24 protein-coding genes, 1 other RNA gene and 1 pseudogene are annotated in these 20,139 nt (G+C 37.8%); 24 read left to right on the top strand and 2 right to left on the bottom strand.

Features of this window, described 5'->3' with window-relative positions; all coding sequences use genetic code 11:
* Positions 1–28 precede the first annotated feature (28 nt).
* The 13 genes from ACEE75_RS09840 (at position 29) to ACEE75_RS09780 (ending at position 9,912) form a co-directional block, all read left to right on the top strand.
* Positions 29–487, top strand: coding sequence for a CtsR family transcriptional regulator (locus tag ACEE75_RS09840; RefSeq protein WP_447575478.1), 459 nt, complete (start codon positions 29–31; stop codon positions 485–487).
* A gap of 1 nt (position 488) precedes the next feature.
* A complete protein-coding gene (locus ACEE75_RS09835) occupies positions 489–2,918 on the top strand; it encodes an ATP-dependent Clp protease ATP-binding subunit (protein ID WP_447575477.1) in 2,430 nt (809 codons plus the stop codon).
* Positions 2,919–2,974: 56 nt separating this feature from the next.
* The gene (locus ACEE75_RS09830) at positions 2,975–3,886 is read left to right on the top strand and encodes a helix-turn-helix domain-containing protein (protein WP_447575476.1); all 912 of its coding nucleotides are present in this window, start codon (positions 2,975–2,977) and stop codon (positions 3,884–3,886) included.
* Between the two features lie 283 nt (positions 3,887–4,169).
* Positions 4,170–4,373, top strand: a complete 204-nt coding sequence (locus ACEE75_RS09825) for a leucocin A/sakacin P family class II bacteriocin (RefSeq protein WP_447575475.1) — start codon at positions 4,170–4,172, stop codon at positions 4,371–4,373.
* Positions 4,352–4,669, top strand: coding sequence for a bacteriocin immunity protein (locus tag ACEE75_RS09820; protein ID WP_449164769.1), 318 nt, complete (start codon positions 4,352–4,354; stop codon positions 4,667–4,669). The genes ACEE75_RS09825 and ACEE75_RS09820 overlap by 22 nt, the downstream gene beginning before the upstream one ends.
* Before the next feature lie 73 nt (positions 4,670–4,742).
* Positions 4,743–6,887, top strand: a complete 2,145-nt coding sequence (gene comA, locus ACEE75_RS09815; RefSeq protein WP_447575473.1) for a peptide cleavage/export ABC transporter ComA — start codon at positions 4,743–4,745, stop codon at positions 6,885–6,887.
* An 11-nt stretch (positions 6,888–6,898) separates the two neighbouring features.
* Positions 6,899–7,915 carry an HlyD family efflux transporter periplasmic adaptor subunit gene (locus ACEE75_RS09810; RefSeq protein ID WP_447575472.1) on the top strand — a complete coding sequence of 339 codons (1,017 nt, stop codon included), beginning with the start codon at positions 6,899–6,901 and terminating at the stop codon, positions 7,913–7,915.
* Between the two features lie 2 nt (positions 7,916–7,917).
* Positions 7,918–8,118: a helix-turn-helix domain-containing protein gene (locus ACEE75_RS09805; RefSeq protein ID WP_447575471.1), complete on the top strand. Its 201-nt coding sequence runs from the start codon at positions 7,918–7,920 to the stop codon at positions 8,116–8,118.
* A gap of 319 nt (positions 8,119–8,437) precedes the next feature.
* Positions 8,438–8,617, top strand: coding sequence for a hypothetical protein (locus ACEE75_RS09800; protein ID WP_447575470.1), 180 nt, complete (start codon positions 8,438–8,440; stop codon positions 8,615–8,617).
* A 16-nt stretch (positions 8,618–8,633) separates the two neighbouring features.
* On the top strand, positions 8,634–8,771 hold the full coding sequence (locus ACEE75_RS09795) for a hypothetical protein (protein WP_447575469.1): 138 nt from the start codon (positions 8,634–8,636) through the stop codon (positions 8,769–8,771).
* Between the two features lie 216 nt (positions 8,772–8,987).
* The gene (locus ACEE75_RS09790; RefSeq protein WP_447575468.1) at positions 8,988–9,200 is read left to right on the top strand and encodes a bacteriocin; all 213 of its coding nucleotides are present in this window, start codon (positions 8,988–8,990) and stop codon (positions 9,198–9,200) included.
* Positions 9,201–9,216: 16 nt separating this feature from the next.
* A complete protein-coding gene (locus tag ACEE75_RS09785) occupies positions 9,217–9,531 on the top strand; it encodes a bacteriocin immunity protein (RefSeq protein ID WP_427895580.1) in 315 nt (104 codons plus the stop codon).
* A 12-nt stretch (positions 9,532–9,543) separates the two neighbouring features.
* The gene (locus tag ACEE75_RS09780; RefSeq protein WP_447575467.1) at positions 9,544–9,912 is read left to right on the top strand and encodes a hypothetical protein; all 369 of its coding nucleotides are present in this window, start codon (positions 9,544–9,546) and stop codon (positions 9,910–9,912) included.
* A gap of 39 nt (positions 9,913–9,951) precedes the next feature.
* Here the strand turns inward: ACEE75_RS09780 and dusB are convergent, their stop codons facing one another.
* Both dusB and hslO read right to left on the bottom strand, forming a co-directional pair.
* Entirely contained in the window at positions 9,952–10,929 is a 978-nt protein-coding gene (gene dusB, locus ACEE75_RS09775) for a tRNA dihydrouridine synthase DusB (protein WP_354368451.1), read from the bottom strand.
* Positions 10,922–11,788 carry an Hsp33 family molecular chaperone HslO gene (hslO, locus tag ACEE75_RS09770; RefSeq protein WP_447575466.1) on the bottom strand — a complete coding sequence of 289 codons (867 nt, stop codon included), beginning with the start codon at positions 11,786–11,788 and terminating at the stop codon, positions 10,922–10,924. Before hslO ends, dusB begins: the two co-directional genes overlap by 8 nt.
* Positions 11,789–11,923: 135 nt before the next feature.
* On the opposite strand from hslO, the pseudogene ACEE75_RS09765 reads away from it, so the two are divergent.
* The 11 genes and pseudogenes from ACEE75_RS09765 to ACEE75_RS09715 form a co-directional block, all read left to right on the top strand.
* A pseudogene (locus ACEE75_RS09765) lies at positions 11,924–12,054 on the top strand (ABC transporter permease); the annotation flags it as partial.
* 184 nt (positions 12,055–12,238) lie between these two features.
* Entirely contained in the window at positions 12,239–13,528 is a 1,290-nt protein-coding gene (locus ACEE75_RS09760) for an adenylosuccinate synthase (RefSeq protein WP_354368455.1), read from the top strand.
* A 176-nt stretch (positions 13,529–13,704) separates the two neighbouring features.
* A complete protein-coding gene (locus tag ACEE75_RS09755) occupies positions 13,705–14,469 on the top strand; it encodes a hypothetical protein (RefSeq protein WP_447575465.1) in 765 nt (254 codons plus the stop codon).
* A 158-nt stretch (positions 14,470–14,627) separates the two neighbouring features.
* Positions 14,628–15,095 carry an FMN-binding protein gene (locus ACEE75_RS09750; protein WP_447575464.1) on the top strand — a complete coding sequence of 156 codons (468 nt, stop codon included), beginning with the start codon at positions 14,628–14,630 and terminating at the stop codon, positions 15,093–15,095.
* Positions 15,096–15,098: 3 nt separating this feature from the next.
* Entirely contained in the window at positions 15,099–15,854 is a 756-nt protein-coding gene (locus tag ACEE75_RS09745; protein WP_447575463.1) for an FAD:protein FMN transferase, read from the top strand.
* Complete coding sequence (locus tag ACEE75_RS09740) at positions 15,847–17,133, top strand: iron reductase (RefSeq protein ID WP_447575462.1); 1,287 nt, start codon at positions 15,847–15,849, stop codon at positions 17,131–17,133. The genes ACEE75_RS09745 and ACEE75_RS09740 overlap by 8 nt, the downstream gene beginning before the upstream one ends.
* A 188-nt stretch (positions 17,134–17,321) precedes the next feature.
* Positions 17,322–17,846 (top strand): biotin transporter BioY, encoded by a 525-nt coding sequence (locus tag ACEE75_RS09735; protein ID WP_354367792.1) that lies wholly within the window; start codon positions 17,322–17,324, stop codon positions 17,844–17,846.
* Positions 17,847–17,910: 64 nt separating this feature from the next.
* The gene (locus ACEE75_RS09730) at positions 17,911–18,687 is read left to right on the top strand and encodes an MBL fold metallo-hydrolase (protein ID WP_447575461.1); all 777 of its coding nucleotides are present in this window, start codon (positions 17,911–17,913) and stop codon (positions 18,685–18,687) included.
* Positions 18,684–19,184, top strand: coding sequence for a tRNA adenosine(34) deaminase TadA (gene tadA, locus ACEE75_RS09725; protein WP_447575460.1), 501 nt, complete (start codon positions 18,684–18,686; stop codon positions 19,182–19,184). The genes ACEE75_RS09730 and tadA overlap by 4 nt, the downstream gene beginning before the upstream one ends.
* Before the next feature lie 32 nt (positions 19,185–19,216).
* An RNA gene (gene ffs, locus ACEE75_RS09720) (signal recognition particle sRNA small type) lies at positions 19,217–19,302 on the top strand.
* A 172-nt stretch (positions 19,303–19,474) separates the two neighbouring features.
* The gene (locus ACEE75_RS09715; protein WP_427895606.1) at positions 19,475–20,023 is read left to right on the top strand and encodes a hypothetical protein; all 549 of its coding nucleotides are present in this window, start codon (positions 19,475–19,477) and stop codon (positions 20,021–20,023) included.
* Positions 20,024–20,139: the final 116 nt, after the last annotated feature.

Genomic DNA, 20,139 nt, shown 5'->3' with positions numbered 1-20,139 from the left:
TCAAAGAAAACTTGAAAGGAGAAGAGTCATGCCTTCTAAAAATGCATCAGATCATATTGAGGAATACATTAAGGATCTTTTAGCACAATCCGATTTTGCTGAGATTCAACGTAGTAGTTTGGCAGATAGCTTTCAAGTGGTTCCTAGTCAAATCAACTATGTGATTAAAACCCGCTTTACTGAAAGTAGAGGCTATATTGTTGAGAGTAAACGAGGAGGGGGCGGTTATATCCGTATTGCTAAAATTCGATTTTCTGATCAACATCAAATGTTAGGGAGTTTAATTGCCTCTTTAGGTGATCGGATTAGTGAGCAGGAATTTACGGATTTGATCCAATTATTGTTTGATGAGGCTATTATTAGTGAGCGTGAAGGAAATATTATTTTAGCTAGTGGTTTGGATAGCGTTTTAGGATCCGATGCGGCTACTATCCGTCCACGTCTTTTGGCAAAAATTTTACAACGTTTAGATAGAAAAGGATATTAGAATGAAACGCTATTCAACTAAGCTAGAACAAGCCTTCGCCAAGGCTCAGTTTATAGCTAATAAATTTGATACGGACTATTTGGAAAGTTGGCAGTTATTATTGGCTTTCCTTCATTTCCAAGATTCTATTGCAGGTCAGGTTTTAGATTCTTTGCAAGTTAGCTTTGAAGAGTTTATGGCTGCGACTTTAGCGGTAACTGCTCGGAAGGAGACCTTATCTCAGAGAGAAGAGATGGTCTTTTTTAGACAATCTCCTGCTTTGGAACTGATTATGAATAAAGCTTATGCCATTTCAAAAGTGGTACATCAAGATGAAGTGGGAAGCGAGCATGTTTTGATGGCGATGTTGCTCCTTCCTGATTTGTATCCTGCACGTATTTTAGCGACACTTGGAACATCTAGTCATCTTGAGGCACCTTCTTTTCGATTGGCAGATGTTAGAAAATCTATTGACCAAATTGCGGGTTATACTAAGGCACAAGTTAAAGCTATCCGTCAACTAGATAAACCTAAAGCTAGTCCAGCTATGATGGATATGATGAAACCACAATCGACAGCTGGAGATCTAGCGGATTTTACACGCGATTTGACAGATCTTGCTCGTAATGGTCAGATTGATCCTGTTGTGGGACGTGATAAAGAAATCACGCGTATGGTCCAGATTTTAAGTCGCAAAACCAAAAACAACCCCGTATTAGTTGGTGAAGCTGGTGTGGGGAAAACGGCTTTAGCTTATGGCTTGGCTCAACGCATTTTATCTGGCGATGTACCAGAAAATCTATCTAAAATGCGTGTTTTAGAACTTGATATGATGTCTGTGGTTGCTGGAACTCGTTTTCGTGGGGATTTTGAAGAGCGGATGAATCAAATCATTTCAGATATTGAAGAAGACGGTCATATTATTTTATTTATTGACGAGTTACACACGATTATGGGATCGGGTAGTGGTATTGACTCCACTCTTGATGCTGCCAATATCTTGAAACCAGCCCTTGCCCGCGGTAGCTTACGCACTTTGGGGGCAACAACCCAAGATGAATATCAAAAACATATTGAAAAAGATGCCGCTCTTTCACGTCGCTTTGCCAAGGTTATGATTGAAGAGCCTTCAGTAGAAGATGCTAGCCAGATTCTCTTGGGCTTAAAAACATCTTATGAAGATTATCATCATGTGACAATCTCAGATGAAGTGGCTCGTTTGGCTGTTAAGTTAGCTCATCGTTATTTGACCAGTAAGAAGCTACCAGATTCTGCTATTGATTTATTAGATGAAGCGAGTGCAACGGTACAACAAAGTCGTCCTAAAAGAGAATATAGTTTTCTAACAGATGTTGACCATGCCTTGATGAGTGGTGATCAAAACGCTTTACTATCAGCTCTAAAAAAAGAGGATAAAAAGAAAGATAAGCCAGCCCTTATGGTGACTGAGGAGCACGTTTTAGCAACGCTTAGCAAGTTGTCAGGAATTCCCGTTGAAAAAATGACACAATCTGATGCCAAACGCTATCTTAAGTTAGAGCAAGAACTTCATCAGCGTGTTATTGGACAAGATGAAGCGGTATCTAGTATAAGCCGCGCGATTCGTCGTAACCAGTCAGGTATTCGAACAGGTAAACGTCCAATTGGCTCTTTTATGTTTTTGGGACCGACTGGTGTCGGAAAAACAGAGTTAGCGAAAGCTTTGGCAGAACTCCTTTTTGACGATGAATCCGCTCTTATCCGTTTTGATATGAGTGAGTACATGGAAAAATTTGCAGCTAGCCGTTTAAATGGCGCGCCTCCAGGTTATGTAGGCTATGATCAAGGTGGTGAGCTGACAGAAAAAGTCCGTAACAAACCGTACTCTGTTCTCCTATTTGATGAAGTAGAAAAAGCCCACCCAGATATCTTTAATGTTCTCCTTCAAGTTTTAGATGATGGCGTATTGACAGATAGTCGTGGTCGTAAGGTAGATTTTTCAAATACTATTATCATTATGACCTCCAACCTTGGAGCGACAGCTCTTCGTGATGAAAAGACTGTTGGATTTGGGACAAAAGCGCTTGTTCATGATGATGATGCTATGCAAAAACGTATTCTAGAAGAATTGAAAAAAGCCTATCGTCCAGAATTTATCAACCGTATTGATGAGAAAGTTGTTTTCCATAGCTTGACAGAAGACAATATGCGCGAGATTGTCAAAATCATGGTAAAACCTTTAATTGCAACATTATCTGAAAAAGGAATAACCTTAAAATTCCAACCTTCAGCCTTAAAACACTTAGCTGAAATAGGCTATGATATTGAAATGGGGGCTCGTCCGCTTCGTCGTACCTTGCAGACAGAGGTAGAAGATCGCTTGGCAGAACTCCTCTTATCAGGTGAATTGACCGCTGGTCAAACGCTAAAAGTGGGAATTACTAAAGGCAAGATGAAGTTTGATATCAGCTAAACCTACTTATATAGAGTGAAAATTTAAGTGACGAGTTGTATACGGGAGATCTAGGAATGACGATTAAATCAAATAAAGAAATTGGGCATCGCATTAAAGAACTTCGTGAATTGAAAGGCATCTCACGGGCAGAATTGTGCGCCGATGAAAGTCAACTTAGTCATCGTCAGTTAATTCGGATAGAACAGGGAGATTCTGTAGCTGGTGTTGATAAGATACAGTTTATTGCTCAGCAGTTGGGGACGACCTTAGTGGAATTATTATCAGATAAGCAAACCATATTACCAGAAAGTTATCTGCTGCTTAAACAAAAGTTAAGAGAAAATCCTTATCTTGATAAAAAATTATTATTAGAAAAATTTGAAATTTTAGATACGATTTACCAAGATTATATAGACATCTTGCCAGAAGAGGAACTACTTTTTTTGGAAATTATGGAACGTCTATTGCAGATTAGGCAATCTAAAGAAGGTTTATCTCCTAAAGTTATTTTTTCCGAGTGGTTCAGTCATTTTTCTCATAAAACTTTTTATGATTTGAATGATGTATTAATTGCTAATTATTATTTGCAGTATACACAGGTACAAAATGATTTTGATAAAACGGAGTTACAACAAATTTGTGATATCTTGTTATCTATAGAGATATCATTAGATAATGATTTTAACAGAGCGTTATTAAATACTTTAGGTAACGCAACCACAGTCGGAGTTCTCCATAATGACTACTCGTTTATGAAACCTCTCTTAGATAGAATGAATGAAATAATCAATAAGATTAAAGATTATGCTTTAAAACCGCAGCTTTTATCTAGCGAAGCAAAATATTATTTTTATGAAAAGGGGGATAGGGATAAAGCGAGTAATTTGTATAACCTTGCAGAGCAACTGTGCAAAATCTATAACAATGATATATTGTTAGATATGGTAAGAGAAGAGCGGAAAAAGGATTTTGAAAATCATTTATGACATATATGTCATAGGTGATTTTTTATTTTTTTGTTATAATATGCCCATCAAAATGAAAGGAGCAAGTTATGTTTGGGATTAAACTTTTACCTATTATTTTGACTTGGGGATTTTATGGTTGGTAGAGTCTTTTGAAAAAAGATCTACACATATTGATTGAAACGGACTAAGGAAATAGCTTTTGATGATATGCCTTAGGGTCACAACTAACTACTGCTTTAGAAGTTTTATCTAAATCATTTATGCTAGGAAGTTATGAACTTTAATGAACAGGGGAAATCAAATGAATAAAATAATTGAAAATTTAGAATCAAAAGAGTTGCTAGACATAGTAGGAGGAAAGACGGTTAGTTATGGTAACGGTTATTATTGTAATGGTAGTCGTTGCTGGGTAGATTGGTCAGAGACTGTTCGGATTATTGCTAATAATTCCGCTATGAATCTTGCAACAGGAGGGGCAGCAGGATGGAATCCTCATGCAAAATGATGACATCTAAATTAAGATGGTTTTCTGGAGGTAAGGAGAGGAGTCAAGGAGCTGTAGAACTTTTAGGAGAGTTGAGCATTGATATTAATCATCAGGGGAATGCGCTCTCAATCTTACCTATTCTAGAAGCTTATAAGAATGAACTAAGTGGGGGAACTGCAGTTCCTTATGTACTTAGTCGTATGAATGTGGAGTTATCTAACCATTTAATGGCAAATAACATTAGTTTGACAAGTCATCAAGAAGAACTCTTTAGAGAGTTGCGAAAAATGTCTCAAATTAGATATGGATTTTAGAGGAAACTAACTCAATCTGTCAAAGTTTATGGAGATTGAGTTTTTTCTTATATAGGGAAAGAAAAGGAGTCATATGTCGTTTAAAAAGCGTCATTATAGAGCACAAGTTGATACTAGAGATTGTGGTGTAGCAGCCTTAGCTATGATTTTTGAGTCTTTTGGGTCGTATTACTCTTTAGCTACTTTACGTGATATGGCAAAGACAACCATGGAAGGGACAACTGCCTATGGATTAGTAAAAGTGGCAGAAGATTTGAATTTTGAGACTAGAGCCATACGTGCAGATATGTCACTTTTTGATGAGGAATTAATTTATCCTTTTATCGTTCATGTGATTAAGGACGGTGGGCTTCTCCATTACTATGTAGTAACAGGTCAGGATAAAAAGTCTATCTATATTGCGGATCCAGATCCATCAGTTAGAATGACAAAGATGTCCCGTCAGAGGTTTGAAAAGGAATGGACAGGTGTGGCACTTTTTATGGCTCCAGCACCATCTTATAAACCTCATAGAGAAAAGAAATCTAATCTCCTATCCTTCCTACCTATTCTAATTAATCAAAAGGGCTTGATTTCTCATATTGTTATAGCAACTTTACTAGTAACGCTTATCAATATCTTAGGTTCATATTATTTGCAGTCGATTATCGATACTTATGTACCTAGCCAAATGAAAAATACTTTGGGAATCATCTCACTAGGTTTGGTGATTGTTTATAGTCTTCAACAGGTGATTTCATATGCGCAAGACTATTTATTGTTGGTTTTAGGTCAGCGTTTATCAATTGATGTTATTCTTTCTTATATTCGCCATATCTTTAACTTACCTATGTCCTTCTTTGCAACGAGACAGACAGGTGAGATTGTGTCACGTTTTACAGATGCTAACAGTATTATCGATGCTCTAGCTAGCACGCTATTATCAATTTTTTTGGATGTTTCTATTGTCTTAATATTAGGTATGGTATTATTTTCTCAAAATATGACCTTGTTTTTTATGACGCTTTTTGTTTTACCTATATATAGCATTATTATCTTGGTATTTATGAAACCTTTTGAAAAGATGAACCAAGATACCATGGAAGCTAATAGTGTTTTGTCGTCATCTATTATAGAGGATATCAACGGCATTGAGACGATTAAGTCTCTAACAAGCGAGAGACAGCGTTACCAAAAAATTGACAAAGAGTTTGTAGATTATCTAAAAAAATCTTTCACATATGGACGTGCGGAGAGTCAGCAGAGAGCTCTCAAAAAACTGATACAACTCGTGCTTAATCTAGCTGTTCTGTGGTTGGGAGCTAATCTTGTCATGGAGGCCAAGATGACTATAGGGCAATTGATTACATATAATACACTTTTGGTGTATTTTACCAATCCTTTAGAAAATATCATCAATCTTCAAACAAAACTTCAGAAAGCAAGTGTTGCCAATGACCGACTTAATGAGGTATATCTCGTTGAGTCAGAGTTTAAGGAAGATAGGGCCTTAAACTCTGATTTATTGGGAGATATTGAACTTGAGGGAGTATCTTATCAATATGGTTTTGGTAGAGAGGTTTTATCAGATCTTAATCTGATAATCAAAGAGGGAGCAAAACTTGCCATTGTTGGGATTTCAGGATCAGGAAAAACAACTTTGGCAAAGCTTTTGGTCAACTTTTTTGAAGCTAGCCAGGGGAAAATCAAATTTAATAGACACCCTTTATCAGAAATTGATAAAATAGCTCTTCGACATCATGTTAATTACCTCCCTCAACAACCTTATGTATTTAATGGAACAATTTTAGAAAATCTTTTATTAGGTGCTAAGGAGGGAACAACTCAAGACGATATTGTGCGTGCAGTTGAATTAGCTGAGGTTCGCCATGATATTGAGCATATGCCACTCAATTATCAGACAGAGTTAACTAGTGATGGTTCTGGTATTTCAGGTGGTCAAAAACAACGTATTGCTTTGGCGCGTGCCTTATTAACCGATGCTCCTGTTCTTATTTTAGATGAAGCGACTAGTAGTTTAGACGTTTTAACTGAAAAGAAAATAGTTGATAATCTCTTACAGTTAGATAAAACAATCATATTTATTGCACATCGTTTGACTATCTCAGAACGATCGGAACAGGTAGTGGTTTTAGACAAAGGCAAAGTTGTCGAAGTGGGAAGTCATCAAGAGCTTTTGGAAAAAAATGGATTTTATGCCAATTTAGTTAATAGTTAGGGAGGGATGACATGAACAATCAGTTGCTTGAGAGTGCAGAGTTTTATCGCCTTAGATATCATAATTTTGCTAGTCGCATTATTTTACCGACTCTGATTCTTTTTATAGTCTGTATAGCTTTTTTAGCTATTGCTGAAAAAGAAATTGCTATTAAGACAACAGCTAGCCTAGAGCCTACTCAAGTTTTGGCTAGCATTCAGTCTTATAGTGCTAGTCCGATTATTGTTAATAATTTAGAGGAAAATAAAGAGATACAAGTTGGAGACCTCTTACTCCAGTACCAATCTAATCAAGAAAGGGTTCAAGAAACAGTTTATTCAAATCAATTAAGCTACTTAGAAGATCAGCGCTACAATCTAGACTTATTGCAAGATAGTGTGAATTATGGTAGTGACCAATTTTGGGAGGATGATAGTTTTGGCTATCACCAGCGTTTTCTCAACTATCTTAATCAAATTTACCAATTAGAAAGTAGCGACACCGCAGTAGCTAACTTAAAATCTCAAATTCTCTCAGAGATTGGAGAGGAAAAAACTAGCCTTGATAAGGCTATTGTAGAGTTGCAGGGGAGTTTATCTGTACAAGGAGAAGTAGTATCGGACAACACTCTCATTTCAGCTTGGTCAGGTGTTGTACATCTTAATAATGAGGTATCTGACGCTGTGGTTATAACACCCGGTACGACTATTGCCTATATCTACCCTGATCTAAAAAAGCAGAAAGAAGTTCTTATTACAGCCTATGTTTCAAGCCAAGATATCACTGCTATTGCTATTGGAGACACACTTAGATTTGTCACTCAAAGTAAGACGAATAAGGATATGACACTGACAAGCAAGATTACTAGTATTGATAATAGTGCAACTGTAACAGAAACTGGAAATGTTTTTAAGGTTCAAGCCCTCCAAAAACTTACTAATGAGGATATGGATAAACTACGTTATGGCATTCAGGGCAATGCTATGATGATAATAGGAAAGAAAAACTATTTGACTTACTATTTAGACCAATGGTTTGGAAAGGAGTAGCTATGATTCAGATTGATGAAAATATCAGGAAGTATAGACGGAAAAAAGGGCTTTCTCAACAGGATTTAGCTGATATTATCGGAGTTAGTCATCAAGCTATTTCTAAATGGGAGAGAGGAGAAAATTATCCTGATTTATTAAGTTTAGTATCTTTAAGCCAATTTTTTGAGGTTGATATCAATCACTTGGTTTATAAAGAATGAGAGAATTTATTTTCGCAACTAATAGTTGCCGAAATGCTACTTATGGTTGCTGGACGCAAATCTAACAATAGGCTAAACTAGAATTGTAATTACTGGTTACAACTTTTGTTAAACTATAGGAGGATATTATGATAAATTAGGCAGTATTTAGTAATGGTGTAGACTTTTCAAAATTTGATGAGTTGGCTAAACATCAATTAGAGCAAGTATCTGGGGGACACAGTGTAGCATATACGACTGGTTACTATGTTGGTAAAGTCGTTCAAGTTGGTCTAGCAGTTGCCCCACTTGTTTTATAAATGATATAGGAGGATCTTATATGTTAGTAAATCGTAAGGTATATTATTTAATAAAAATATTATTGATTATCACACTAGTAGCGATAAGCATAAAATCATTCCTTGATCAAGATATTCATGTATCTTCTATTGTAGCAGTTACTCTGGGAATTATAGGTGTTAAAAATTATGAAATAAAAATGCTAAAGTTGAATAAATAAATATAGGGGGCAGAAAATGACAACGTTTGAAGAATTGGAGAAAAAATTTATTGATCTTTCAGAAGAGGATTTAATGCTTACAGAAGGTGTGAAGAAGAAACCTTGGTATCAGCCTGTCATTGATTTTGGTCAGGGATTTTTAGATTCATTTTAAATGTAATACGTAAAGATGAGATAATAGTCCAATTTTGAATATAACAAGTGAATGATATTAGGTTGTTCGCTTTTTTATAAATTCTATTTAATATGGTGTTTACAGCTGTCAGTTGTAAAAATGCTACCTATAATTGCTGGATAAAGTACAAGTCAGTTTATCATAAAAGTATCAACAGATGTAATCGATCACAACAAAACAAGAGGTAATGTTATTATGGTGAAAACAGTGACAAATTATAACGTTCTAACATTAAAAGAACTTTCAATGATTAAAGGTGGGGGAGGAAACTTAGGACCTGGAGTTTATTGTAGGGATGTTAATGGTAGGGCAAAGTGTAGTGTGGATCAATCAGAACTTTGGGCTTATACTGGTCGCGTTATTGTCAATGGTTGGGTCAATTATGGACCATGGTACCCAAGACCCTAATTAAGGTGTATTTTCTATGACAAAAACAGAGTTGCTAAATCAGCTGACAGCTGTTTGTGAGGACAGTGATGTCAGGGCTAATCGAGAGTTACACGCTTATTTTGAAGAGGCTTTGAAAACGTGTGAGTCTATTCAAAGAGAGGATGAGCTCCTAAGACTACAAGCAGAAATCAGCCAAAGGATTTCTCTTTATCTCATGCTTAATCGCTATAAGGCGCCTAAGTGTGTGATAGGGTTGGGGACCTGCTTATCCAGTGCCGTTCCTAAGGAGCGAGGGAAACTGTCTTTTTGGCTGATGTTGTCTCAAAGTTTATCAGGTCTTTTTCGCTAACTGGAGGTAATGATGAGAGATAAATCACCCTATCTTATATCAGGTAAAATTGTTAGTATTGTGATAGATAGCATTGTATTTGCTCTCTTTATCATTCATATTGCCCAGCCTAAACTAGATTTTATGAACTTGGCGATGGTTTTAAGTGTCTTACACACCATTGTGTTTGTGCTAGCTTATGTTTTAGTCGGTAAAATGACTGGTATGTCAGTACTTCTAGGCAACCTAAAGCTCTGGTTAGCTGGCGTGCTTGGTTTACTCTTGTTATGGCTAGGGATCATGCTTTCTGATGGCTTAAACTGGGAAGTTGTGCTTATGGTAATCAATAGCTTGTTTGTGATTCTTTATCCTTATCGCAATCCTTTTATTCAGAGAAAATAATAAAAAACAAGACTGGATACTTTAATCCAGTCTTGTTTTTTATCTTAAGCTATTAAAATGTCCTTGGACTTCTTCAAAAGTTTCTGCCTTAGCAACGGCAGAGCGGACTTTGGCAGCACCTGATGTGCCACGTAGGTAATAAGGTGCTAGGCCGCGAAATTCTCGAACTGCGATTTTCTCACCCTTCAGGTCAACGAGACGGCGCAGGTGTTCCTCTGCGATATCTAATTTTTTGATAAAAGGAAGGTCAGGCAATTCTTCACCTGTTTCAAAGAAATGATTGATTTGGGTAAAGAGGTAAGGGTTGTTCAAGGCAGCGCGTCCAATCATGACAGCATCTACCCCCAACTCCTCAATCATAAATTTAGCATCTTGCACACTTTTAACATCGCCATTTCCGATAAACGGAATAGTCGTAACAGCGTTTGATACGCGAGAGAGTGTCTCGTGATCACAAGTGCCAGTGTACATCTGTTCACGGGTACGGCCATGCATAGCAAGGGCAGAGACCCCACCAGATTCAGCAGCAAGGGCATTTTCTACAGCGAGGTTACTATCAGCCCAGCCCGTACGCATCTTAACGGTTAGCGGAATATCTAGGACAGATGTTACTTCCTTGACAATGTGGTAAATTTTATCGGGGTCTTTGAGCCATTTGGCACCTGCTTCATTTTTAACGACCTTATTGACAGGACAGCCCATATTAATATCAACGATATCAGCCTTGGTATTGTTTTGAATGAAGTCAGCGGCACGTTTTAGCCCTTCGGCATCTCCACCAAACAATTGGATAGACATGGGATGTTCATTGTCATCGATGTGGAGCATGTGAAGGGTTTTTTCGTTGTTATAGAGGAGCCCTTTTTCAGAGATCATTTCCATCACAACTAGCCCAGCGCCAAATTCTTTAGCAATAGTCCGAAAAGCTGAGTTGGTGACACCAGCCATTGGAGCTAAGACAGTACGATGAGGAATCTCGACATTTCCGATCATAAAAGAAGAGTTTAATTTAGTCATTGATCAAGCCCTCCAAGTCTTCTTCAGTAAATTTGTAGGTGGTTTCACAAAATTGACAGGTGATCTCGGCACCGTGATCTTCTTTTGCCATAGCTTCTAGTTCCTCTTTTCCAAGAGTGATGAGAGCCCCCTCAAATCGCTCACGTGAGCAGTCGCAGACAAAGCCAATCTCTTCCTCTGAGAGCACCTTGTAGTTATCGTCTCCATAGATAGCAGTGAGTAGAGCATTGATATGGTCATCAGACTCTAGCAAGGTTGAGATGGCTGGCATTTCTTGGATACGTTTTTCAAAGCGTGCAATCTCTTCTTCTTTAGCGCCAGGTAGGACCTGCAACATAAAGCCTCCTGCTACCTTGACCTGATCGTTCTCGTCCAAGAGGACGTTTAGCCCAACAGCAGATGGGGTTTGCTCACTTTCAGTGAGATAGTAGGCAAAGTCTTCACCAATCTCTCCTGTGATAAGAGGAGTGGTTGAAGTGTAAGGGTTACCTGTTCCGTAGTCTGTAATAACAACAAAGTGACCTTGTCCCATAAATGGCCCAACTAAGACCTCACCAGTTGCTGTTTTTTTGATGTCAACACCTTTATTTTGGATGTAGCCTTTAACCTGTCCATTAGTGTCAGCAACTGAGATGACGTGACCAAAAGAGCTGTTTCCGATGATCTTAACGGTAACCTTGCTGTCTCCTTTTTGGTTAGCAGCTAAGATGAGGTTAGCGATAAGGGTACGCCCTAGTGCAACGGTTGAGCTTGACAGGGTCTGATGTTTTTCTTGAGCTGTTTTGACCGTTTCAGTAGCGTCTAATACATAGGCACGGAAAGAGCCTGATTCTGTAATAGTTTTTATAATCTTATCCATAAAGAATATTATAGCATACCCCTTATAAAATACCAGTCGGATGCATTTTTGAATAGGCTTACTTGAAATTATTTTTGTAAAAGTCATCATAAGGTCATATTAGTGTGGTACATCAGCACCAAAAGGAGGTTTATGATGAAACTTGCATTGAAAGAATTGATATTTTCATTAAAAAAGTATGCTCTGGTTGAATTGTTAGTGGTTGTAATGATTTTTATGGTTATTTTTTATCTGGTTTGGCTAATGGCTTAGGGAGAGCTGTGTCATAAAATTTTGAGCGGTCTCTACTACTATTTGTACCTTTTACGGTGTTAAAGTCACAGAGCTTTCTTGAAAAATTATCAGAAATTTCATATAATAGAGTGTAAGACATTCTTGCAGGTGAGATTCCTGCCCTAGAGAGTTGAGAAAGGATGAGGAACTACAGATTTGTAGTTCAGAATCGAAATTATGACATCAGTTGTTGTTGTTGGTACCCAGTGGGGGGATGAAGGTAAAGGTAAGATTACAGACTTCTTGTCTGCAAATGCCGAAGTCATTGCACGTTATCAAGGTGGAGATAACGCAGGACATACTATCGTGATTGATGGTAAAAAGTTTAAGTTACATTTGATTCCATCAGGGATTTTCTTCCCAGAAAAAATCTCTGTTATTGGAAATGGTATGGTAGTTAATCCAAAATCTTTGGTTAAGGAGTTGGAGTACTTGCATGGAGAAGGTGTGACAACTGATAACTTACGCATTTCAGATCGTGCCCATGTTATCTTGCCATATCACATTCATCTTGATCGCTTACAAGAAGAAGCGAAAGGTGACAATAAAATTGGTACAACGATTAAAGGGATTGGGCCAGCTTATATGGATAAAGCGGCGCGTGTTGGTATCCGTATCGCTGACTTGCTTGATCGTGATATCTTTAGAGACCGTCTGGCACGTAATCTAGAAGAAAAAAACCGTCTTTTTGAAAAAATGTATGATGCAGAAACCTTATCTTTTGATGAGATTTTTGAAGAATACTATGCTTACGGGCAAGAACTTAAAAAATATGTCACTGATACTTCTGTTATCTTAAATGATGCCTTAGATCAAGGAAAACGTGTCTTGTTTGAGGGAGCTCAAGGTGTGATGCTTGATATTGATCAAGGGACGTATCCATTTGTAACCTCATCAAACCCAGTTGCGGGTGGTGTGACGATTGGTTCAGGTGTTGGTCCAAGTAAGATTGATAAGGTAGTTGGGGTATGTAAAGCCTATACTAGCCGTGTTGGTGACGGACCATTTCCAACAGAACTTTTTGATGCAGTTGGTGACCGTATTCGTGAAGTTGGTAAAGAGTATGGGACAACAACAGGCCGTCCACGTCGTGTAGGTTGGTTTGACTCTGTTGTGATGCGCCACTCTCGTCGTGTGTCGGGAATCACTAATCTTTGCTTAAACTCTATTGACGTCTTATCTGGTTTAGAGACTGTGAAAATCTGTGTGGCTTATGATTTAGATGGTGAGCGTATTGATCACTATCCAGCCAGTCTTGAACAGTTAAAACGTTGCCGACCAATTTATGAAGAAATGCCAGGTTGGTCAGAAGATATTACAGGTGTGCGCAGCCTTGAAGAACTTCCAGAAAATGCACGTAATTATGTTCGTCGTATTAGCGAGTTGGTGGGTGTTCGCATTTCAACCTTCTCTGTAGGACCTGGTCGTGAACAAACCAACATTCTTGAGAGTGTTTGGAGTAATTAAGATTTAAAGTAGGTTTGATTGTCCATTTGAGGGACAGTCAGCCTATTTTTTTATTTTATTTTTAAAAATTTTTTGCCACAGTTTTGCCACAGTTTTGGCTCAATTTGACCAAGATTTTAAAGAGCCCTCTAGTTTATAATAAAATTAATCAATCAAATAAATAGAGGTACTATAAAATGAAAACTGTTAAAGAAATTTTAGGAAACTTGAAGCCATCGAAAAAAACTGTTATTATAGGCTTATCAGCACTTGCCTTAACAGGTGCTCTAGGTGTCGGAGCAGGTGTTTATGTTAAAGCGAATACCAGTCAAGTTCGTGTAGAGACAAATAGTTCAACGGCAAAACTTAGCTTGACAGATAAAACGAATCGCTTATCTGCATCAAGTTTATCTTCAGCAGATAAAGCAAAGGTAACAGCTGCAGAAAAAGAAGCAGCGACTTATTACAATAAAATTGCGGACCTAGAGACACAGAAAGAAAAATTATATACAGAGTATTTTGGAGCGATTGAAAAGAAATTTATGGCTTTTGATACTGCTAGTCTATGGGCGAAATTTGGTGAGACAGATGCCCTCAGTCGTGATGACTTAGATGATTTTACAGATCAAGATGCTAGTGAATTAAAATCTGAAATTGCTTCCTCGACAGCTTTGACAGCTGATGAAAAGACCAAGCTGACAAAAGAAGTTGATGAGCGTTTAAGTTTGGCGAAAGAGTGGCAAGCACAAGCCAGTAAATATCAATCTGCAGTAGCTAGTATCAAGTCAGATATTAAAGTTCAGGAAGATAAGATTAGCCAAGTTTATAAAAAACATGGAGTCACAGAACAGATGCTCGAAGCCATCTATGGAGATGATGCCGTTGAATCCAGCGATGCCTTTGATCGCCTAGAGAATAAATGGGACCATGAAGAAGATTATGATTATGAGGATAAAGATTAAGAAGAGATAAAAGAGATTGGATTATCCAGTCTCTTTGTATTTCTATGACAAATATAACAAGTCTGTTAAAATTGCAAAATTCCCACTAATTAGTTGTATGTTTTGCTATAATGGATTGAAAAGTTTAGGAAAATTAAAAAAACACAAAGGAATTTCAGATGAAAAAAATTATTTCTCTATTGGTTGGAATTGTAGCGGTTGTGGCTGCAGTATTTAATGCCTATCTCTTATTTTTTAAAGGAGAAACGAGCCAAATGGCAACACCAGCTACTAGCTCATCTGCTAGTACTAACACTTCAAGTTCAGAAACAACTCTAGCTACGTCATCTGCTGCTACTTCAAGTTTGAAAGATGGAACGTACTCTGGTGCGGTTACCTCAACCAATCGTGGTGATTACCAGGTACAGATCACGGTAGCTAGTGGTAAAATTGATGATATTACCGTTCTAGAGTATCCAAATGATAATCCAGAATCTCAATCTATTAATGATAACGCCCTTCCAACTTACACAGCCGAAGCTTTATCGAATCAATCCGCAGAAGTTAATCAAATCTCAGGTGCAACCGAAGCTTATAAAGGCTTTACAGGCTCTCTTCAAGATGCCTTAAATCAAGCTCAGGCTTAATCTATGGAGATTGTTAGTCAAACCGTAGAAGCGATGACGCTTCCTTTCACCATTAGTTTGGTTACGCGTGATAAAGTCTCTTCAAAGGACCTTTTAGAAAAGGTTAGTCAAGATATTTTATCTGCTCTAGAAGCAATCGAACAAAAATTCTCAGCCTTTCGTGCGACTTCTTTAGTGAGTCGCTTTCAGAAAGGGGATGAGACGGTGATGCTTGATCCTGAATTTCAAGAGATTTTTGCGCGTGTTACCATTGCAAAAACAGAAACTAGAGGTGCTTTTGACCCTTATTTTCAAGGTGTCTATAATCCCACTGGTCTGGTGAAAGGCTGGGCTGTAGAAAAGGTATTTCAGCAGTACTTGAAGCCCTTGTTGCGACTGTCTGAAATAGAGGCAGTCTGCCTAAATGGTGGAGGTGACATGCAATTTGAAACCAGAGACAATAGTTCGTTTATCTGGAAAATTGGCATCGAAAATCCAGACCATTTGCAAGAAATGATTGCGAGATTTCAAATGAAAACAGGTGCTTTAGCCACTTCAGGTTATAGCAAGCGTGGTCGTCATATTCTATCACAGTCAACCATCAAACAGGTCACTATTTTAGATGCGAGTTTAGTTCAGGCTGATATTTGGGCAACGGCAGCCTTAGTTTTATCAGAATCTGATTTTTGTCAAATGATTGCTGATAAAAAATTAAGCGGACTTTATGTGACCGATACCAAGAAACAATTTTTTCAATATGGAGAACTAAAAAATGTTTAAGAAAAATAATTATGCTCTAGGCTTGGCCTGGCTAACGGCAGTTTTTATCTTGCCGACGCCTTTTATTTATACGTTTGTTAATGGGATGTCAACTTTAAGTAGTCAGCGACGAATTGGGATTGCCTATGGTATTATCGCTTATGTCTGGATGTTATTGGCGATTTATATTGGGACAAAGCCAAAGTGGCTTGATCGTTTAATTGGACTTCCTGCGGCTTACATGATTCATGGGATTTTAAGTCTGGTAGCTATTTTATTAGCTTTTATGCATAAGAGTTTGAGCCCCTCTTATGGTTTAATCAGTACCACAGGTGATCTTGCCTTTAATATTTTCCTTGGAATTGGTCTTTACTCCATGATTTTTATGGCTGGTTGGCTAACAAGTAGAGTCCCATTTTTATTGACCATTAAGCGTTATTTGGAGAAAGTGTTTAAGCATGAAATTTCAGTTTGGCTACACAGGCTCAATATTTTGGCGACATTACTTGTGTTTCTTCATGTTCAGCTAATCCCTGATATTCGCAGTAATACAGCTTTTATGCTAGTCTTTTATCTGTCAAGCATCTTTGTTTTTGGTAGCTACCTTTGGGCAAAGTTGAAACCAACTGCTACAGGATTTCCAGCTGAACTTCTGGCTAATCAAGAGATTGGTCCCAATATTTATGAATTACGGATCAAGGTCCCAAAAGTACGCTCTCAACAAATGAAACCAGGAGATTTTATTTTCATTTCTTTTCCAGAGGTTAAGGGTCTGACAGAGCCGCAACCTTTTTCTATTGTCAATGATCCTAGGGGGGCGAGTGAGCTTGTCTTGGCGATTCGTGGCGATGGTGATTTTACAAAGCAATTGCAACGTGTTACCGCACCAGCTAAACTTCATGTTGATGGTGGTTATGGCATGTATCAATCCATTATTGATGATCAAAAACCTCAAGAGGTTTTAATGATTTCAGGAGGAATTGGGGTAACTCCTATTTTGTCAGTGATTGAGGGAAATCCTGACCTTAAAACGACAGTCTTTCACGGTGCTTCAACGCAAGCAGCCTTGATTTATGGTGATAAATTTGCCAAGTGGCAAGCTGAGCGTGATAATTTTATAGTTAACCGTGTGGTTGGGATGTATCAAGAAGAGGACGTTTTAGCTTATCTACCAGAGGATAAAAAAGATTTTACTGTTCTGATTAGTGGACCACCCGCAATGGCTCGCTATTGGGAGAAGGTTATGAAAGCCAATGGTGTCCCCAAAGGACAGATTTTTTATGAAGAATTTGGATGGTAATTTTTGTAGAAACTCAGTCAGTCTGAGTTTCTTTTTTTGACATAACAGTTAACCTATTTTTATATATAGGTTGACAAATAAAATTTCTTAGTATAAACTAAGAAACAAAGTCACTTGTAGATAATCATTTTAATGCGATGGCTTGAACTTTAGCAGTCCTTGCTATTTATGATATTTAGGAGTTACAGATGAAAACAAAAGAATTATCACAAATTGCGTTAATGACGAGCTTATTAGTGGTATTAGGATTTATTCCAGCTATTCCTCTTCCTTTTATTGCTGTCCCTCTAACCCTGCAAAATCTTGGGGTCATGCTAGTAAGCCTGTTTTTAGGATCCAAAAACGGTAGTCTTTCCATGCTATTATTTTTTCTTTTGGGCCTAATTTTTCCAGTTTTTTCCGGAAAAGCAACGTCTATTCCAACCCTTATGGGACCCACAGGAGGTTATGTTTTGGCTTGGTTGTTAGTCCCTTTATTATTTGGATATTTGTCATCCTTCTTGAAAAAGCAGAGCTTTTTAGGATTATTTGGGATGATGTGGCTAGCAGGAGTTTTGTTTGTAGATCTACTTGGTGCGGTCTGGTTATCTCAAGTGACAGAGATGGCGCTTAGTCAATCTCTGGTTTCTAATCTTGTTTTTATACCTGGAGACACTGTGAAAGCACTGATAGCAACCATTTTAGCCTATCGTCTATCAGATTTTCGAGCATAAGTCTGTCTGCTATGGCTTGAAATTTTGATATAATAGTCTTATCTAAAGTAAAGAAGGTAAGACTATGAAATTAACGACATTAGGTTGTTGGGGAGGCTATCCCTACAAAGATGCTGGAACAACAAGTTTTTTGCTAACAGGACAAGATGGTTTTCAACTTTTAATTGATGCAGGCAGTTGTGCTTTAAACGAATTAGAAAAAGAAATTAGCCCTTTAGCCTTAGATGCTGTCATTATTAGTCACTATCATCCTGATCATATCGCTGATTTAGGAGTGCTGCGTCATTATCGTCAACTTTATCCCAAACACCTGTGGACACCAAAAGTTTTACCAACTTATGGTCACAATGAAGATCAGGAGGAGTTCGCCAAACTTCATTTAGATGGGGTAACAGAGGCTCGCGCTTATAATGTCAATGGTGTGGAACAAATTGGACCTTTTGATATTACCTTTATCAAGACTGTTCATCCTGTGGTTTGTTATGCCATGCGTATTGTTGAACGTGAGACTGGGCAAGTTTTGGTCTTTACAGGTGATACGGGTTATTTTGAGGACTTAGCAGACTTTACTAAAGAGGCGGATTTATTTTTAGCGGATGTCTATTTCTTTGAGGGAACAGAAAACCATTTTGCTCATCTTAGCAGTAAGGAAGCTGGTCTGATTGCCAAGGAAGCTAAGGTTAAAAAGTTGGTTCTAACCCATTTACCACAATTCCCAGCAGAAGGAATTCAAGAATCAGGCTACTTAGAAGTTTTACGCCAGCAAGCAGCCTCTTATAGTGGTGCTATTCCTGTTGATTTAGCAAGTCCACATCGTTTTTGGGATTTAGGGGCGCTATGATAGTATTTACCGAAGAAGAAAAAGCCTACTTTATGTCTCAAGCGTTAGCTGAAGCTGAAAAATCGTTAGAAAAAGATGAGATTCCGATAGGCTGTGTGATTGTAAAGGACAAAAAAATTATCGGTCGTGGGCATAATGCTAGAGAAGAACTCAACCTAGCTGTGATGCACGCAGAAGTCATGGCCATTAACCAAGCTAATCAGTTTTTAGAAAGTTGGCGCTTACTAGATTGTACCTTATTTGTCACAATCGAACCCTGTGTCATGTGTAGCGGGGCTATTGGCCTAGCACGAATACCTCAAGTGATTTATGGGGCGAAAAATCAAAAATTTGGCGGTGCAGGAAGCCTTTATGATATCTTAACAGATGAGCGCCTAAATCATAGGGTCGCAGTTGAAGTTGGCATTTTAGAAGAAAGCTGTGCAAGTATCATGCAAGAATTTTTTAAGCAACGTCGTAAGAAACAAAAAGAAGCTAAGAAAAAGCCTGCAGTTTAAACTTGCTAAAAATTTCTTTTGTGCTATAATATTATCTGGAGCAACATTTGTGCGTGAAGCGGGTCAGGGGAGGAATCCAGCAGCCCTAAGCGACATCAAGTGTGTGCTCTTTTTTTGTCTCATATTGTCACTAGGAGGTGTCAAGAGACTTTCTGAGTTCTTAATCTCCATCTTTAGACTGATTTTTTGAAAATCAGCTTTTTTTGTTTGCTAAAATAGGACAAAATACCCTATGATTAAGGTCTAATTAAGTCAGGATTCTTATACTAGTAGAGAGAATAGGAGTGAAAATGATTTTATTTGCTTTTCCAGGAACAGGAAAGACCACACTGGCTGCCCATCGCCAAGAGGTTGTAGATTTAGAATTATCAGAAATCAAATATGACAATAGTGGGGTTAGCCACTTAAATAAAGAAGAACGAAAATCTATCAAACGCCCTTTAAAGTCAAAGGATTACAAAGCTATTTATGTTCAAAGGGCTCTTTCTTATCATCAAGATGGTAAGGTTGTCTTAGCTGCCTTAAATTTTTTATTTCCCATTTTGTTTGCCTTGTTGGCATTAGGAGAAAGTGATTTTCATATTGTTATTCCTCATTATCGATTGAGAAAAGAATATAAAAAGCGCTATATTGGTCGTGGCAATAATAATAAGTTTATTTTTGAGGTGATGGCAATTTGGTACCCAACCCTTATCAGCTTAGGTCTTTTAGCTAAACTTTTCCCCCAGCGTATCAGTGTGCTATCAAAAGGAGAAACTTTAGAGGATTATTATGCGAATATTTCCATGTCAAAAGTCAGCTATTCTCCTGTTAAACGCTTCTTTTACGATTATGAATAGTTTAGGTCTGGCAAAATTACGCAATCGTTTGCTTTTTTTGTTAAAAATCAGCAAAAATCATTGAAAAATTAAACGTAAAGGGGTAAGATAGTAAGGACCCTAATTTATGGAGGAAG

The sequence above is a fragment of the Streptococcus sp. 11273D007BT genome (genome assembly GCF_053547195.1).
This window is presented reverse-complemented; position numbering and strand designations above follow the sequence as displayed.